Annotated in this window: 15 protein-coding genes; 7 read left to right on the plus strand and 8 right to left on the minus strand. The window is 70.0% G+C overall.

Features of this window, described 5'->3' with window-relative positions; genetic code table 11:
• Positions 1–242 precede the first annotated feature (242 nt).
• From RY076_RS14840 to RY076_RS14860, 5 genes are all read left to right on the plus strand, one after another.
• Complete coding sequence (locus RY076_RS14840; protein WP_323099404.1) at positions 243–1,280, plus strand: DUF4192 domain-containing protein; 1,038 nt, start codon at positions 243–245, stop codon at positions 1,278–1,280.
• 219 nt (positions 1,281–1,499) lie between these two features.
• Positions 1,500–2,399 (plus strand): hypothetical protein, encoded by a 900-nt coding sequence (locus RY076_RS14845; protein WP_323099406.1) that lies wholly within the window; start codon positions 1,500–1,502, stop codon positions 2,397–2,399.
• 66 nt (positions 2,400–2,465) lie between these two features.
• The gene (locus tag RY076_RS14850; protein ID WP_323099408.1) at positions 2,466–2,738 is read left to right on the plus strand and encodes a hypothetical protein; all 273 of its coding nucleotides are present in this window, start codon (positions 2,466–2,468) and stop codon (positions 2,736–2,738) included.
• Positions 2,739–2,868: 130 nt separating this feature from the next.
• Positions 2,869–3,471, plus strand: a complete 603-nt coding sequence (locus tag RY076_RS14855; protein ID WP_323099410.1) for a recombinase family protein — start codon at positions 2,869–2,871, stop codon at positions 3,469–3,471.
• Between the two features lie 430 nt (positions 3,472–3,901).
• A complete protein-coding gene (locus RY076_RS14860) occupies positions 3,902–4,840 on the plus strand; it encodes an arginase family protein (protein WP_323099412.1) in 939 nt (312 codons plus the stop codon).
• A 55-nt stretch (positions 4,841–4,895) separates the two neighbouring features.
• Here the strand turns inward: RY076_RS14860 and RY076_RS14865 are convergent, their stop codons facing one another.
• The 4 genes from RY076_RS14865 to RY076_RS14875 all read right to left on the minus strand — a co-directional run bounded on the left by RY076_RS14865 (position 4,896) and on the right by RY076_RS14875 (position 8,022).
• Complete coding sequence (locus RY076_RS14865; RefSeq protein ID WP_323099414.1) at positions 4,896–5,750, minus strand: aldo/keto reductase family protein; 855 nt, start codon at positions 5,748–5,750, stop codon at positions 4,896–4,898.
• Between the two features lie 76 nt (positions 5,751–5,826).
• On the minus strand, positions 5,827–6,234 hold the full coding sequence (locus tag RY076_RS14870) for a (R)-mandelonitrile lyase (RefSeq protein WP_323099416.1): 408 nt from the start codon (positions 6,232–6,234) through the stop codon (positions 5,827–5,829).
• Between the two features lie 77 nt (positions 6,235–6,311).
• Positions 6,312–6,596 carry an antibiotic biosynthesis monooxygenase gene (locus tag RY076_RS23675; protein ID WP_413785786.1) on the minus strand — a complete coding sequence of 95 codons (285 nt, stop codon included), beginning with the start codon at positions 6,594–6,596 and terminating at the stop codon, positions 6,312–6,314.
• Between the two features lie 55 nt (positions 6,597–6,651).
• On the minus strand, positions 6,652–8,022 hold the full coding sequence (locus RY076_RS14875) for an MFS transporter (RefSeq protein WP_323099417.1): 1,371 nt from the start codon (positions 8,020–8,022) through the stop codon (positions 6,652–6,654).
• Positions 8,023–8,209: 187 nt separating this feature from the next.
• Between RY076_RS14875 and RY076_RS14880 the strand changes: the two genes are divergently transcribed.
• Positions 8,210–9,124, plus strand: a complete 915-nt coding sequence (locus RY076_RS14880) for a helix-turn-helix domain-containing protein (RefSeq protein ID WP_323099419.1) — start codon at positions 8,210–8,212, stop codon at positions 9,122–9,124.
• Positions 9,125–9,704: 580 nt separating this feature from the next.
• Here RY076_RS14880 and RY076_RS14885 read toward each other — a convergent pair.
• Both RY076_RS14885 and RY076_RS14890 read right to left on the minus strand, forming a co-directional pair.
• Positions 9,705–9,911 (minus strand): hypothetical protein, encoded by a 207-nt coding sequence (locus RY076_RS14885; protein ID WP_323099420.1) that lies wholly within the window; start codon positions 9,909–9,911, stop codon positions 9,705–9,707.
• On the minus strand, positions 9,911–10,993 hold the full coding sequence (locus RY076_RS14890) for an AraC family transcriptional regulator (RefSeq protein WP_323099422.1): 1,083 nt from the start codon (positions 10,991–10,993) through the stop codon (positions 9,911–9,913). Before RY076_RS14890 ends, RY076_RS14885 begins: the two co-directional genes overlap by 1 nt.
• 228 nt (positions 10,994–11,221) lie before the next feature.
• Here RY076_RS14890 and RY076_RS14895 point away from each other — a divergent pair, with 228 nt between their 5' ends.
• Entirely contained in the window at positions 11,222–12,055 is an 834-nt protein-coding gene (locus RY076_RS14895) for an oxidoreductase (protein WP_323099424.1), read from the plus strand.
• Positions 12,056–12,280: 225 nt separating this feature from the next.
• On the opposite strand, the gene RY076_RS14900 is transcribed toward RY076_RS14895, so the two are convergent.
• Together RY076_RS14900 and RY076_RS14905 are read right to left on the minus strand one after the other, a co-directional pair.
• Positions 12,281–13,234, minus strand: a complete 954-nt coding sequence (locus tag RY076_RS14900; protein WP_323099426.1) for an ATP-dependent DNA ligase — start codon at positions 13,232–13,234, stop codon at positions 12,281–12,283.
• Positions 13,235–13,403: 169 nt separating this feature from the next.
• Complete coding sequence (locus RY076_RS14905; protein WP_323099428.1) at positions 13,404–15,995, minus strand: DNA primase family protein; 2,592 nt, start codon at positions 15,993–15,995, stop codon at positions 13,404–13,406.
• Between the last annotated feature and the right edge of the window lie 105 nt (positions 15,996–16,100).

The following is a 16,100-nucleotide window of genomic DNA, read 5'->3' on the forward strand; positions in this document are numbered from 1 at the left end:
GAGCGACCACAACAGATTCTCTGCGGCCGCGGCGGTTGTGCTCAGCATGCGGAGGATGCCAGTTCCCTTGTGCCACAGTAAAATTCGATGCTAATATTGGTGGCACGAGGCTTTGGGATAACCACGTCCACCAACGGACTGGAGAAACCCCCTCACACAGAGTTCATGCAGGGCCCGTCACACATCCGTGGCGGGCCCTTTCGCATGCCCGGACCCTGCCGGGCTCTCACGAAAGGAAAACCATGACCGCACCACCCATCAAGCTGCGCAGCCCAGCCGAGCTGCTCGCCGTCATCCCACACCTGCTCGGCTTCGAGCCGCAGCACGCCCTCGTCGTGATGGCGTTGCGCGACAGCAAGATCGACCTCACCGCGCGGATCGACTTGCCCGCCCCGGAGCGCGTCGAGGAGGTCGCGGAGGCGCTGTTTCGGCATGTGCGCCGGGAAGCCGCCGAGGCCGTACTCCTCGTCGGCTACGAAGACACGGCAGGGGAGAGCCGACCACTCCTCGATACCGTGACCGAGCAGCTCGGGACCCTGGGGGTCTCCATCCGGGACCGGCTCGTGGTCCATGACGGCCGGTGGCGTTCTCTGCACTGCGACCGCCCATCCTGCTGCCCACCCGAGGGCACCCCGCTGCCGATGCCTGCGGACGTGGCGGACCCCATCGTTGAGTTCATCGGCCAGGGCAGCGCGCCGCTACCGGATCGCCGGACGCTCGCCGCCCAGCTCGAGGAAGGCGCAGCCGCGCGGGACGTCGCCGACCTGCTCGAGCACAGGCCTCCGACCCAGGTCAGCTTGGCGGACACTCGGGCCCGTCACCGTCTCGCTGAGGTCTGGACCCGAGTCCTGACCCGGCCGGAAGGCGCGCTTGGCATCGCGGACGCTGCTGTCGCGCTGCAGTCACTCAAGGACACCTCCACCCGCGACGGGCTCGCCGCCGTGCTCGTTCCGAACGGCCTCGAGCTCGATGTCCTGCCCGAGGACACCCGAGCGCTGGTCGACGCATGTAGCCACGCCGTCCGCGCACTTGTGGAGGAGCACGGCGTCGACATGACCCCTGGCGCGGTCAAGTCCCGGCTCATCGACCTGTGCCGACACGCGACCCACGACCACGCGGCACCGGCACTGACCCTGCTGGCCACCTACTCGTGGTGGCACGGCGACGGAGCCCTGGCACGCGTCGCCCTCGACCGGGCGCTGCGCTGCGACCGGGACTACCGCCTCGCCCAACTGCTCACCCTGATGCTCGACGAAGGCATCCGACCCGACCGTCCCTGACGGCCGTCATCCGTTGGGGCAGCGGGGGCAGAAACGAGCTGACGCTCCTCACTGGTTCACGCGTACGGGGGAAAGGATGCCGAACCTGCCCCACCTGCCCCAAGCTCCACAAGCACACAGAGCACCACACCGAATGCCAGGCCTGCCGCATCAACGCGGTGGGCCTTTGTCGTGCCCGAGGCGGCCTGCCGCCGGGCGTCACCACGAAGGAGATCCACCATGTCCACTGCAGAACCCATCAACCCCGGCGGTCTATACGCCGTCCCAGCCCCATCCCAGAAAGAACGGTTCGCCCTCCTGCTCCGGCTCCGCAGGGCGGCCAGGCAGGCCTTCGACACCCTCCTCGCCCTGCCGCGCGGCGCGGCTGGCTGGGTCCTGACCCGTGCCCAGGCCGCCCTCTCCGCCATCGGCGGCAGCCCCGTCTGGTCGCGCATCGCCACAGGCCTCACCCGGGTCCGTGACCTCTTCCGGTCCGTTGGGCCGGTGACGGCAGCCGCCGCGGTCCTCAGCATCCCGGCGGTGTGGAGGGCGACGGTCCGGGTCGGCCGCTGGCTCGGCTCGAAGATCGGCGCCGGCGCGAAGGCCCTCTGGCAGCAGACACGCTCGCTGCTGGGCAAGCTGGGACCGACCGGCAACCGCATCGCAACGGGGCTCGTCAACACCGGCACAGCGGTCCAGCGCGCATTCGTCGCCGTAGTCGCCCACCCGGTGACGCAGGCCCTCGTCGAGGGCGCTCGGTCTCTTGCCGTCCTGGTTCGTCCGGTCAGCCAGTCCACCGTCGTGCACCGGCTCCTGGGCCGGCTCGTCGGCGGCACGTGGCTGCGCTGGGGCCTCGAGCTGGTGCTGCTGCCGCTGGTGATCGCTCCGAGCCTGCTGGCGGACCTCTTCGCCGGCTGGCGGACCACGTGGACACCAGCAGCGGCATCCGCCTCGCAGCCCGCTCAGCCCTCGGCACCCTTCGTCAGCGTGCCCGAGGCCGGCATGGGTGACGAGACGGTTGAGCCTGAGTACCCCACGGGGTCGGACAAGTGGGCCGAGCCGCACGGACCCAGCAACCGGGCCGAACGCCGCGCGCAGCAGGCGCAGGCACGCGCCCGTCGTGCCCGCGCCCGGTACTGACCCACCAGCCCCTCGCAGGAGGCCCGTCACTTGGCGGGCCTCCTGCCCTGTCCCAGAGGAGAACCCATGATCATCGTCATGTCCGTGGCCGCCGCAGCGGCCCTCACCGTCGTCGCCTACGCCAAGCTCCGAGAACACGAGCCCGAGACTGCGACGGCTGGCCTACGCGCGGTCCGTGACCTCGCCGACGTCGTCCTGGTCTGCGTCAAGGCCGTCGAAGGCATCGTCGCCGTGCTGTCCCGGCCCGCCTCAAGCCCCACGACCGGAACCCCTTCTCGCCGTTGGGCCTACGGCTCCGACTACGGCAGCAGCTACGACCTCGAGGACGAGACACTGTGAACGCCACCATGCTCAACGTGAAGGTGTCCAACGGGGTAGACCCCAACGAGACACCCTGGCGCTGCTGGCCGGCGCGTCCGGCTGGGGCCCCTTTCCCAGTTGCTGGACACATCCGAGGAGGGGTCTAGAGATGCCTGGACAGGTCCTGGCCTACGTCCGTGTCTCCACTGCTGACCAGAACCCCGATCGGCAGGTCGCCGCCATCCGCGACGCGCTCGGGAATGAGCCAGACCGGTGGTTCACCGACTACGCCTCCGGGGCCAGCACCGAACGGCCGGCCCTGACCGCCATGCTGCAGCACGCCCGGGGCGAGGACACGCTCGTCGTGACCTCCATGGACCGACTTGCGCGCAGCGTCGTGGACCTGGACCGGCTCGTCACCAAGCTCACTGGCGACGGTGTCACGGTGCGCTTCCTGAAGGAAGGCCTCACATTCCAGCCCAAGAGCAGAGCGGATCCGCTGGCCGTCTTTCAACTGCAGGTCATGGGCGCGTTCGCCCAGCTCGAGCGGGCCCTGATCCGCGACCGCCAGCGGGAAGGCATCGAGGCGGCCAAGGCGCGGGGCGTGTACCGGGGCCGCAGGCGCAGTCTTGCGCCCGAGCAGGTGGAGTCGGCGAGGGCGGACATCGCGGCCGGGGTGCCCAAGGCCGTGGTTGCTCGACGGCTCGGCGTCGCACGCCAGACCGTCTACGCCGCCCTCCGTCCAGGTTCATCCTGCGCCACCGAGGAGTGAGTGACTGAGGCCCGGCCACTCCATCAAGCCACCATGACAGCACCTTTCGCCCCTCTCGCCCTCGTGGCGGGAGGGGCGAAGCGGTCTTTTTTCATGTCCGCAGTGCTGGCGCACCCACGAGGTGTGCCCGCGGTCGGCAGACGCCGGGCGCAGCCGCCGGTTTGGACGCCGGACACCCACTCCACCAGCGGGACCGGCATGGCGACGCGCTACTGGCGCAGGAGAGCAGCGCCGAGGGGTCCGCATGGTTCTTTCGGGCTGACCGTCTACGGTCTTCAAGTCGTGTGCCCACACGGCTCTGCACCTCATCCCCGACCTGGAAAGGCGCCTTTATGCCGATCACCCGTCCGTTGCGCGTGTTCCCAGAGGCAAGGCGGTTCGCCGGACGGACTGCTGGTGGCAGACGGGTCGCCGGTTCTAGGTTGCCAACATGAGCGAGACCGAAGCGCCGAACCTCGCGCAGGGCCGGCCGGCGACGTCCGGGTCACATCTGCGCTTGCTGTGGCCGCAGTGGCAGGGCGCCGGCTCGGACAGCGTGCGCCGGCTCGCGCCCGAGTTCCCGTTCGACGTCGCGCGACGCGGCTACGCCGTGGGGACCGCGGTGCTGCAGGCCGTCCTGCCGGCGCACGTCGGGCCGACCGTCGAGGTTCCCGTGCACCCGGGCGACACCGGGCTGGAGGAGGTCGACGGCATCGAGGCCAAGGCCGTTCTGCTGGAGCAGCTGCGGGCCGCGTTGGCGCTCCTGCGCGAGCATGACCCCGCCCGGGTCACCACCCTCGGCGGGGAGTGCTCCGTCAGCCTCGCGCCCTTCTCCCACCTGCTGGGCCGCTACGGCCAGGACCTCGCGATCCTGTGGGTCGACTCCCACCCGGACATGGGAACCGGACGCACCGCCTACTCCGGTTTCCACGCCATGGTGATCTCCGAGCTGACCGGCCACGGTGACGCCGAGGTGCAGTCGCTGCTGCCGGCCACGACCGACGCCTCCCGCGTGGCCCTCGTCGGCATGCACGACTGGACCGACGCGACCCTGCCGCCGGTCGCGGCCGAGTGGGGCCTGTCGGTGTTCGCACCGGACGCCCTCCGGACCAGCAGCGAGGGCCTGCTGCGCTGGCTGGCCGGCACCGGCGCGACGAAGGTCGCCATCCACTTCGACGTCGACACCATCGACGCGGACGAGGTCCAGCTCGGCCTGGGCGCGGACCGCGGTGGCCTGACCCTAGCCCAGGCCCGGCGCGTCGTGGCCGACGTCTCGACCGCTTACGAGGTGGTCGGACTGACCATCGCGGAGTTCGTGCCGCGCCAAGCGATGCACCTGCAGCATCTCCTCGCCGGCTTCCCCCTGCTTGACGAGACTCCCCAGGCCTGACTCGGAAACCGACCGATGCTCCGCATATACCGCCGGCCGGTCATTCACAGCGTGGCTACTTTCCGCCGTAGACCGGGAAGACGGTGTGCTCGCCGTAGTCCTGGAACTCCATGCGGAGCAGCACGTCCATGTCCTCGTCGGAGATGACGAAGTCGACTTGGGAGTTCTCGCGCATGTGGTCGCGGTTGGCGGTCTTGGGCAGTGACACGGTGCCGAGCTGGATCGTGTACCGGATGCACAGCTGCGGCACGGTCACCGAGTAGCGCTCGGCGATCGCTGCCACGTCCGGGCTCTTGAGGATCTCTCCGTGCGCGATCGGCGAGTAGGCCTCGACGAGGACGTCGTTGCTCTGGCAGTAGGAGATGAGCTCGGCCGGGGTGTTCCCGACGTGCACGAGCAGCTGGTTGACGTGCGGCGCCACCGTGCAGGCCTGGAGGATGTTCTCGAGGTCGCGCTGCTCGAAGTTGGAGACGCCGATGGACCGGAGCTTGCCTGCCTTGTAGGCGTCCTCGAGCGCGCGCCAGGCTTCCCGGTTGCCCTCGGCGTAGTCCCCGCCGCGGAAGTCGTTCCACGGCTGTGGGCTGTGGATCAGCATCAGGTCGATGTGGTCGAGCCCCAGAGTGGTGATCGAACCGTCGATCGCGGCGACGGCGTCGTCGTAGTCCTTGATCTCAGCGGCGAGCTTGGTGGACACGAAGAGCTCCTCGCGGGGGATGCCGCTGGTCCGGACCCCTTCGCCGACGCCGCGTTCGTTGCCGTAGGCCTGTGCGGTGTCGATGTTGCGGTAGCCGGCCGCGACCGCGTCGACGACTGCCTGCGCGGCCTTGTCGTCGTCGATGAACCACGTTCCCAGGCCGAGCTTGGGGATGGTCGCCTCGTTGGACAGCGTGTACGTCTCGTTCAAGATCATCTGGTCAGTTTCCTTCTCGTGGTGGGTCCGCGTCCGGCCGCGCATCGCGACGCTGCGGTCGGGAGAGTGAGCCGGCTCAGGCGCCGTACTCGGCATCTGTGACATGCTCGAGCCAGGTCACGACCTGGCCGGACTCGTCGGCTTCCTGGATGGCGACGTGCGCCATGAAACGGTCCGGTGGGGCGCCGTGCCAGTGCTCTTCGCCAGGCTCGATGTAGACGACGTCACCGGGGCGAATCTCCTGGACCTGGGTGGCGCCGTCGTCGCCGCGGCGCGCGACGTAGCCGATGCCGTCGGTCACGTAGAGCGTCTGGCCCTTCGGGTGGTGGTGCCAGGCGGTGCGCGCACCGGGGGTGAACCGGACGTGGGAGCAGCCGACGGCGGACTGCTCGTCGGGGTTGCGGACACCGTCGATGTAGACGGTGCCGGTGAACCAGTCCGCGGGGCCGGTGGCGGTCTGGCCGCCGCTCTCGGTGAACTTCATGATGTCTCCTGTATCGCTTGATCCGGTGAGGTCGGTCTTGCCGGTGAAGGTGTTCTGACCCCGTCTGGACGGCGCGCCTACCCCTCGGCGGCGGCCTTCAGGGGGTGGCCGTAGTGCACCCGCATGGGCTCGGCCAGCAGGCCAGGCAGGTCGTCGCCGAAGACAGTTCGGACGGCGGGCTGCTGTTGATGGGCTGCCAGCGCTTGCTGCGACGCCCAGGTCTCGACGAGGAGGATCGAGCCGTCCGGTTCCTCGTAGATGTCGTAGGCGAGCCACCCGGCCTCAGTGCGGTCGGCCGCACGAGCGCAGCGAGGGGGGCACGCAACGCGGCGGCCTTCTCCGGCCGAGGCGTCATGAGGCAGACGACGGTGATGCTCCGGTCCACGCTGCCGGTCGCCGTCTCAGGCGCTGTCTCGCTCATGCGACCGGCCCCGCCGTGGCCGTGTCCTTGGGCCCACGCGTGTGGATGTTGGTGTCGGCGTGGTGGCGAACCGGCCGGAGGGCGGTTGCAGCGGCGGCAGTGAGCAGGGCGACGGCGGCGGCGGTGAGGAGACTCGCGCGCAGCCCCGACATGAAAGTGCCGTGGGCCAAGAGCGCCCCGAAGAGCGCGACGGCCAGCGCGCCGCCGACCTGACGGCTGGTGTTGAACACGCCTGAGGCCACCCCGCCCCGCTCTGCAGGGGCGCTGTCGAGCAGGATCGCGGTGGTCGGCGGCATGACCAGCGGGCCGGCCAGGCCGACGAGGACCATCACCCCGCCCAGAACCGGCAGCGGTGTTCCGACGGTGATGAACGCGAGAACCGACAGCCCGAGCACCATCGAGACGAGCCCGGCCACGATGACCGGCTTCCCGCCGAGGCGCTGCACGATCCGCGGCGCGAAGGGCGTGAGCACCAAGCCGATCAACATCATCGGCAGGAACACCACCCCGGTCCCCAACGGGGACAGGCCGCGCACCTGCTGCAGGTAGAGGCTCATCACGAACGGCAAGCCGTAGTAGCCGACCATGAACGTGAACCCGATGACGACCGGCGTGGCCGCGTTCCGGGCCCGGAACAAGCCCATCGGGACCATCGGGTGCACCACTCGGGTCTGGCTCAGGACGAACGCGGTGATGCCCACGACCGCGGTCCCGAGCGCGACCAGGACCCGCGGGTCGGTGAAGCCGCGGTCGCCGGCCTCGATCACGCCGTATGTCAGACCTCCCATGGCGAGCACGCCGGTGATCTGTCCGATCCAGTCGAACGGGGCGCGGTGGCGGCTGGTGGCCGCGGTGCGGGCGATCAGGAGCAGGGCGAGGGCCCCGACGGGGACGTTGACGAGGAAGATCAGTCGCCAGCTCGCCAGGCTGAGCACACCGCCCAGGACCGGCCCGGCTGAGGACGCGATGGCCCCGCCCATCGCCCACACCGCGACGGCCCGTGCCCGCTTCACGGGGTCCGGGAAGGCGTGCCCGAGCAGCGCCATCGAGGCCGGCATCATGGCCGCGGCCGCTGCGCCCTGCACGAACCGCGCGGCGACCAGGAGCCCGAGGGTGGGTGCCGCGCCGCAGGCTGCTGAGGCGAGGACGAACAGGACCATCCCGTATGTCAGCGCCTTCTTGGCGCCGGCCCGGTCCGCGAGCGACCCTGACGACAGCAGCAGCGCGGCGAACATCAGCGTGTAGCCGTCCACCACCCACTGCAGCCCCGCGATCCCGCCACCGAGGTCGGTCCGGATCCGCGGCAGCGCCACGTTGACGATGACGGCATCGAGCGTGATGACGAAGAAGACCAGTGTCGAGGCCACCAGCGCGGTGGTGGACCGGGACCCGGTCCGCGGCTTTGGCGGTGAGGCGGGCGCGATGGTGGAAGAACCGGGCATGCCTCCATGCAACTCGGACCGACGCGGACGGAACAGGTCGCGTTCTGCCGGGTCACGACGCGACCCCCCACACACCGCTCGAGAGCCCGCGAGCCGCCGTAGCGTGGAGACCGTGAGCAGCAGAAGCCAAGCGGCACGCGACTTCCTCGTCAGCCGACGAGCCAAGATCACGCCCGAGCAGGCCGGGCTGCGCCGCTACGGCGGCCAGCGCCGCGTGCCGGGGCTGCGTCGCGAAGAGGTGGCCATCCTCGCCGGCGTCTCTGTCGACCACTACACCCGCCTCGAGAAGGGCAACCTCTCCGGGGTGTCCGACAGCGTGCTCGACGCGGTCGCCGGTGCCCTGCAGCTGACCGAAGCCGAGCGCATCTACCTGTTCGACCTCGCCCGAGCCGCCAACGCAGCTCGCAGCCGACGCGAGCGGCCCGCCGCCGCCGGGATCCACCCGTCCCTGCAGCGCGTCCTGGACGCGATGACCGGCGCCGCGGCATTCGTGCGCAACGGGCGCCTGGACATCCTGGCGACCAACCTGCTCGGCCGGGCCCTCTACTCACCGGTGTTCGACAGCCCCACCCGGACCACCCCGGTCGCACCCCCGAACATCGCCCGCTTCCACTTCCTCGACCCCAACGGCGCCGACTTCTTCCCCGACCTCGACAGCTCTGAGGGCACCGCCGTGCAGCTGCTGCGGGCCGAGGCCGGCCGCCGCCCCCACGACAAGCAGCTCACCGACCTCATCGGCGAGCTGTGCACCCGCAGCGACAACTTCGCCCGCCGCTGGGCCGACCACGACGTACGCACCCACCGCACCGGCCTCAAACGCTTCCGGCACCCCGTCGTCGGCGACCTCGCCGTCGCCTTCGACGGGATGGACCTCCCGGCGGACCCAGGGCTCACCATGACCGTGTACACCACCGAACCCGGCTCCCCGGACGAGGAGCGGCTGCGACTGCTCGCCGCCTGGGCGGCCACCGAGCTCACGCCTGCCGCCGTCATGGCGCCAGTCGACGACCCTGCGTCTCGTCCCTGATCCGAGCCATCTCGGGAGCGCTCTCTGTCATGACGCCCTTCGCCCCGATGCATGAGGTGTGTCGGCCGCAAGCCATGAAGCCGGCGGAGGTCGAAGCGCTCCCTCGCTTCGTTTGCGCGTGGTCGCGTCGCCTGCCGCCCCGGAGCTCAGCTGGGAAGGGCGCTGCCGTCGCGGGGTGGGAGGGCGACGGCAGCGCTGCACCCAGTGGGGTCTGGGCACGTCGGATGCCCTCGGCCGATGGGGGTCCTGCCGGGGGCATCCGCGCCATCCTTTCGAAATCGAAGAGTTGCGTCTCGAAAATGGCTTGACTCGTCCGGTTCCTCACAGGCTGGACAAGCGAAGGCCCTCGTCCACCGACGAGGTGAGCGAGGGCCGTGCCGGCCGTCTGCTGGCGTGGGGCGCCTGGCCGGCCATGTTGCGATCTGGTCGCAGCGGCGACGCTACGGCACCCCACCGACGTTCAGCCAGGGCACCGAGCGGCGTCGTGAAGCTGCCACACCCCCTGGGCCGCCGGGTCGGTGGTTGACCGGCGACGCACCTGCCCGGGCGCCCTCTTTGGACGGCGCCTGGTGCCTGAGTGTTATTGCGTAACGCCATGCGAACGGCTGTTGAGGGCGACGATGCCGACGGCGAGCAGAGACCCAAGGACAGGGACGACCAGGGCTGCGGCAACAAGGAAAATGCCGCCGAGGCCACGGCGTCCGCGCGCGAAAGCGGTGACTGCGCAGATCACGCCGACGAGCCAGAGGACCGCCATGACCGCCTGAACCCAGTTGAGGTCAAACATCAAAGCCCATCCACACTGGTCAGCGTCAGAGCCACCCCATGGCGGACGACGTCAGATGCCACCACGATCTTGGGGCGCCCCTCCACTTTCGATCCTGCCTTGGCTGCCCGGGCCGCCTCGGGTGTGGTGCCGGTCCACGAGCGGAAGGCCCGGAAGAAGGAGTTCGTGTCGTCGTAGCCGAGGAGGTAGGCGATGTCGTGGGGCCGCAGCTCGGGCCGGGCGAGGTACTGGCGGGCGAGGTGCTCGCGGGTGGTGGCGAGGACGGACTGGTAGGTCGTGCCCTCCTGCCGGAGCTGACGCTGCAGCGTCCGCGGGCTCGTGGCCAGCCGGTGCGTCACGGCACCGATCGAGGGATCCCCGGCGGCCAGGGTCTCGTGGAGGACGGACCTCACCCGCGCTGCCACCGTCGCGCTCGCGTCGAGGTCGGCCAGGCGCGTGCGCAGGTCAGGCGCCAAGACCCTCCACAGCATTTCGTTCTCGGTGAGGAAGGGGCGCCGCGCGTCGATGGCTGAGAAGGTCACCGCGTGCTCTCGCCCGCGGTCGACCCGCGCCCCGAGATAGGCCTCGACGCCCGCCACGTCGCGCGGAAGATCCGGCACCATCACCCGCGAGGGACGGACGTGGTGGCGCGTGGCGGTCCGGGCCAACGCCACCCAGAAGACGAGCTCGGAGATGGTCAGCAGCGGCGGCGGGGTCAGATCGCCCGGCCACACGTACCGGATGACGAGGGTGTCGGTGGTCCGGTCGACCTCGAGGGTGAGCGGTCCCACGAGCGGCTTGTAGGTCGCGACCCGGTTGGCGGCGACGGCCAGGTCCGGACTGGCCAGGGCCGCGAGGATCGGTGGGCTGAACGCCTCGGGCGAGATCGCCCGGCCGACGTCGACGGCCAGGTCCCGGTCGCCGGCCTCGGCCTCCAGGGCGGACCACAGCGCGAAGTACTCGGCAGGCGTGAGCAGTGCGGCGGATCGCCCTGCGGTCGCGTCCGGCAGGCCGGCGCGCCGTAGGACCCGATGCCACGAGATGCGCAGGTCGCTGACGAAGACCTTGAACCCCGGGTCGAGGGAGAACCGCGTGGCCGTCATGACAGCACCGTAGGACCGCGAGCCGGCGATGCACCTGCAGATGACGCCGTGGAACTCGCGCATCGCGCCGCAAGCCACGATGAGTGCGGCGGGGTCCCGGCATGCGGCATGTGGCGCGAGCTGCAGGTGGCGTGGCGTGATCGGCATCCACCCAGAGCTGGACGCGCCCTACCGTCGAAGGCAACGCGATCACCCCAGAAACGCGATCACCGCGGACAGGAGCGCAACATGACCACCCGAGTCGCCCTCGTCACCGGAGCCTCGTCGGGAATCGGCGAGGCCACCGCCCGTGAGCTCGCCGCGGCCGGCCTGACCGTCTACGCGGCCGCCCGCCGCGTCGAGCGGATGCACCCGCTCACCGAGATCGGCATCCATGCCCTGGCCCTGGACGTCACCGACGATGCCTCTATGCAGGCGGCCGTCGACCAGGTCATCGCCGAGCAGGGCCGCCTCGACGTCCTCGTGAACAACGCCGGGTACGGCTCGTACGGGGCGATCGAGGACGTCCCGATGGACGAGGCCCGGGCCCAGATGGAGGTCAACGTCTTCGGCGCCGTCCGGCTCACCCAGCTCGCCCTGCCGCACATGCGCGCCCAGCACTCGGGCACTATCGTCAACGTCACCTCGATGGGCGGCAAGATCACCACGCCCCTAGGCGGCTGGTACCACGCCACGAAGTTCGCCCTCGAGGCGATCAGCGACTGCCTCCGCATGGAGGTCGCACCCTTCGGCATCGACGTCGTCGTCATCGAGCCCGGCGGCATCCGCACGGAATGGAGCGCCATCGCCGCCGACAAGGTCCGCTCCGTCTCCGGCACCGGCCCCTACGCCAACCAGGGCAACGCCGTGGCCGACTCCCTCGACTCGGAGTCCAACGCCCGACGCTCCTCCCCGCCCGAACTCATCGGGCGCACCATCCGTCGCGCCGTCACAGCCCGCCGCCCCCGCACCCGCTACGCCGTCGGCTTCGGCGCCAAGCCCATGATCACCGCGCATGCCCTCCTGCCCGACCGCACCTACGACGCCATGATGCGCAGGGTCGTCGGGGTTCCCAGCCCGTGAACCCGATGTCCGCCGGCCGCTCGTCGGACGACGTCCGACCATCCCGGCCGAAGTGACGGGTGGGTTCCGCGCAACTCGCTGAGCAGCAGGCCGACACCGCCCGGCCGGGTGGGGCGGTGGTCATCGGGTGGGGTGGTGGCCGTGGCGGCGCCCTCAGAGTGGGGTTGAGGGCGCCGCCAGCGCGCCTTACGGGCGACGTCACGGAGCGAACGGGAAACCCCTCCGTCAGGTGGCTTCTGCCGGGTCCAGGTCGGGTCTTGCACGATGCAGCCGCGCGGCATGGCGCAGCACCCCAGCGGCCGCCGAGGCATCGGCCTCAACCTCGACGACGAACGGCGCCACGACCGTCACCTGCGTGGGCGACGCTGAGCCCCAGGCGAAGGTGCGCTCGAACGTGTCACCGGTCGGATGCAGCAAGGGCGACAGGGATCGGCCGACGGCCTTGGGCAGCGATGTGGTGGAGCCGGCCGTGACCGGGTGGCCGTCCTCGTCGACGTCACCAGGGAAGGCGAGCACCAGCGAGGTCGGAGCTGCCTGGTCGCCTGTGAACCCGATCGCAAGCATGTCGAGCGTCTGCTTGGCTTTGACCTTCCACCACACCCGTTGACCGGGCGCGGTGGGGTAGGTGCCGCCGGCGTCCTTGATGACAAGGCCTTCGATGCCGCCTGCCGTGAGTGTCTGGAACCACTCGCGGGCCAGGGCCACGTCGTCGGTCTGCTGGCACAGCACCATGGGGGAGGCGATGCCGGCCAGGGCCTGCTCGAGGACAGCCCGACGTTCTCGCAGCGGGCGGCCGCGCAGGTCTTCCGTGCCGGCTGCGAGCACGTCGAAGACAACGAGCTGAGCGGGGCGTCGCGCGGCGACCGTTCGGATGCGACGGCCGGCGGTCATCCGGGCCTGCAGGCCCTGGAAGTCGAGCCGGCCGGCGGCCGGGTCCCACGCGATGAGCTCTCCGTCGAGCACGAGGTCAGCCGGCAGCCTCGAGGTCAGCGCAGGGGTGAGGTCAGGGAACAGGGGCGTGAGGTTGGTGCCGTTGCGGGAGAAGATCCTTCCGCCGCCGACGAGCGCACGGTAGCCGTCCCACTTCGGCTCCCACACCAGGTCCTTGACGCCGGAGGGGGTGAGGTCATCGACGGGCCGCGCCAGCGCGACCGGTGCCTGCAGCGACACGAGAGCCATGTCGCCCACTCTGCACTGCCGGGCGATGGGCGTAACCCGGCGACGCAGGCACCGGCCCGACCTGACCGGCCCCGTCGTTGAGGGCGACGGGCCGGCCGAGACTCCTTTCTGGGTTGTAGGGCCGTTGAGTCGCTCGCGCATCGCAACCCGACGGCGATCCCGACTGCTCCTACTCGTCCGTGCGCCGTTGTAGGCCCAGGAAGCCGCGCTCGCCACCTCGCTTGTGGGGGTGGATCGAGCTCCCAAGGGCTGCGGCGGCGGCGTGAGGCAGGTGCTCGTAGAGCTTGCCCGCGGAGAGTGGCTTGGTGCCGTTTTGTTCGCAGTACCAGTCGTATTCGCGCTTGAGTTGAGACCGCAGCGTGAACCCGTCACGGTCGGCCGAGTATGCCTCCGTGAGGAAGGAGACCACCGGATCGGCGTGCTCGCGGAACCGCTCGGTGGCCCGGGTCACACTGGGAGGAGGAAGGAAGTCACCTCTCTCGTGCAGTCGTCGGAGTCCGGCAACGGCCCGGTTGAGGTATCCCGACCGCTCTTGCGGCGTGGTCACCCGAGCGGTCACCGTGGCGTCGCGGATCCGCTCGTCCTCTGCGCCGGTAGCCTCCGACTCGTCGACGAACCGGTGCGGGAACTCCAGCACGAGCCAGCGCCGGAAGAACCCTTCGGACCGGTCGGCCGTCGCCGGCATCTCGTTGAAGCTGGCGATCAACGTCGCGACGGGGTGGAACGAGAACGGTTGCCCGTACTTGCGCTCCGCGTCGATGATGTCGCCGGCGGTGATCTCCTTGAACCGCTCGGCGTTGGTGAATGCGGTGGGGGCTACGTCGCCGGCGAGGTTCGCCAGCTTGCCGTAGAGCTGTGCGGACGCAAACCTGTTGGCGTCGAGGGCTTGCGGCTTGACCTCCGCGACGTTGGCGTCCCCGACGAGCGAGCGCAGCCATGTCAGAAGGGCGCCCTTGCCGTTCTTCCCTCGCCCGAGCAGCATGATGGCCCGCTGGTGGAACGGGTGTCCTGCGTAGAGGACGGCCGCGACGACCTCGTCGACGAATGCAAGCACCTGCTCGTCATCACCGAAGAGACTGCGGAGGAACCGGTCCGTCGCCGGACACCTCGCTTCCGGGCGCCAGTCTGTCGGGATCCGGTGCACCGACGGCACCCGTGGGTCATGCCTTCTCAGCAGGCCTTGGCGCCAGTCGAGTAGCCCGTTGGGCAGGTTGAGGAAGGTGTCCGGGGGCACCTCGGTGCCCGACGGAAGCCGGACGTGGGTGTGTTGGGCCTTGAGGACGTGGGTGACGTTGCGCAGGTGGGAGTCACGAAACCGTTCCCCGCACAGCCCCACCACAGATGACCGTACGGCGGTGTCACCCTCGTCAACGTAGACGCCGTCTCGATAGGTCCAGAGGGTGTCTCCTGGACCGAGTGCGAAGGGTCCGGCCTCGGCCGCGACGTCCGTGGCAAGACTGGCTACTCGCAGGCCATCGTGCCTGTCGAAGTAGTCGTCAGCGCGGGTGGCGGTTGGCGCAGCGTCCTTGCACGCGAGGGCTTTTCGCGTGGAAGCACGGTCTTGCGATGCTGCTGTCAGCAGCGCCTGTGCAGCCGGCGTGCAAGGACCTCCCCGCAGCGCCGCGGCAAGGTCGCGAGCGGCAGCCGACTCATCGCCGCCGTGCCAGAGATGGGCGAAGAGCCGCCCCTTCGTCAGCCGCTGACCGGCGCCGGACGGCAGAGCGGCTGCTTCCGACCAGACGATCAGTACCTCGGGACACGCGACCAGGACGTGCGCCGAGCACGGGTTCGTCACACCGTCCCCCGGGCGCGTGAAGCAGGCCGATACCAAGGATGAGTGCTTGTTGGTGCAGGCGCTCCACCCTGCACCTAAAAGGATGTCCTCGAAGCTGCACCGCTCGGCCAGAGCGTCGAACGGCCCGGCTTCCCCCAAGATGCGAGCAGAAGTCGGTCGGGGCGTCAACGACACCGAGGCACCGGCCGTTCCGGACCGCGCTGGGGCCAGATCGGAGACGGCCGCTTGGACTTCAGTCAGGTGGTACTGCGGCCCGGTGTCGTCGGCGACGAAGCAGGGGCGTTCCTCTCCGGCCTTGCGGTTGATCGTCCCAGGCAGTCGTAGGACACGAGCGAGGTCGCCCACGCCCGTGCCGTAGTGGTATCCGAGCTCGGCAGCGGATCGGCCCAGAACGAACTGGAGATCGCGCGAGAGCCTGTCCACCCTGGGGCGGGTGTCGGCATCAAGCGCCACCGGCTCATCGAAGAGCCACCACGGATAGAGCCCACCTCCCGAGTTCACCCAGAGGGTGGGTTCGGGGAGACCGGAGACCTCGACCATGCGCCGGGCCTCGTCTGCGTCTGGCGGCAGGGTGAGCCCCCCGTGCATCGCCGGGTCGTGCGCGTGGCCCAGGCTCCCGAAGTCCACGTCCGCCCAGAGCCCGGGCAGCGCGAGGGAGTCTGCAGCGGACCCTCGGTTGCCGGGCGCGGGCGGAACTGCGAGTGTGGACGTCCGCAGGTATATCGACTGGGCGCCCGCACGGTCAAGGTGAGTGACGCGCTCGAGCAGCTCCAGCTCGGTCGCGCAGGCGCCCCCACCACCGTCGAACTTCCCAGCGCGATCGGCGTGATGCACGCACAGGACACCGGGCAGGCCGTCGTAGACGCGCCGCACCCAGTTCCGGACCGCGTCGGGATCCACCGCGACGCGGCGACCATCGCTGACATGAACGGGTCCGGCTTCTACACTGGAGTCAGTCACCTGCACGGGAGACTCGGATGGCGCCCCGACCCGGCGCCGTTCGTCTGTGCTCATCGCTTCTTCGCCCCCCGCAGGATGGCGGCAAGTTCCTCGACCTGCTCAGCTGTGAGC

The sequence above is a fragment of the Intrasporangium zincisolvens genome (genome assembly GCF_034724055.1).
Classification (GTDB): Bacteria; Actinomycetota; Actinomycetes; order Actinomycetales; family Dermatophilaceae; genus Monashia; species Monashia zincisolvens.

Bases quoted from the DNA above. Each gene is read 5' to 3' on its own strand.
- RY076_RS14840 (WP_323099404.1), top strand. From the start codon at position 243: ATGACCGCACCACCCATCAAGCTGCGCAGCCCAGCCGAGCTGCTCGCC.
- RY076_RS14845 (WP_323099406.1), top strand. From the start codon at position 1,500: ATGTCCACTGCAGAACCCATCAACCCCGGCGGTCTATACGCCGTCCCA.
- RY076_RS14850 (WP_323099408.1), top strand. From the start codon at position 2,466: ATGATCATCGTCATGTCCGTGGCCGCCGCAGCGGCCCTCACCGTCGTC.
- RY076_RS14855 (WP_323099410.1), top strand. From the start codon at position 2,869: ATGCCTGGACAGGTCCTGGCCTACGTCCGTGTCTCCACTGCTGACCAG.
- RY076_RS14860 (WP_323099412.1), top strand. From the start codon at position 3,902: ATGAGCGAGACCGAAGCGCCGAACCTCGCGCAGGGCCGGCCGGCGACG.
- RY076_RS14865 (WP_323099414.1), bottom strand. From the start codon at position 5,750: ATGATCTTGAACGAGACGTACACGCTGTCCAACGAGGCGACCATCCCC.
- RY076_RS14870 (WP_323099416.1), bottom strand. From the start codon at position 6,234: ATGAAGTTCACCGAGAGCGGCGGCCAGACCGCCACCGGCCCCGCGGAC.
- RY076_RS14885 (WP_323099420.1), bottom strand. From the start codon at position 9,911: ATGTTTGACCTCAACTGGGTTCAGGCGGTCATGGCGGTCCTCTGGCTC.
- RY076_RS14890 (WP_323099422.1), bottom strand. From the start codon at position 10,993: ATGACGGCCACGCGGTTCTCCCTCGACCCGGGGTTCAAGGTCTTCGTC.
- RY076_RS14895 (WP_323099424.1), top strand. From the start codon at position 11,222: ATGACCACCCGAGTCGCCCTCGTCACCGGAGCCTCGTCGGGAATCGGC.
- RY076_RS14900 (WP_323099426.1), bottom strand. From the start codon at position 13,234: ATGGCTCTCGTGTCGCTGCAGGCACCGGTCGCGCTGGCGCGGCCCGTC.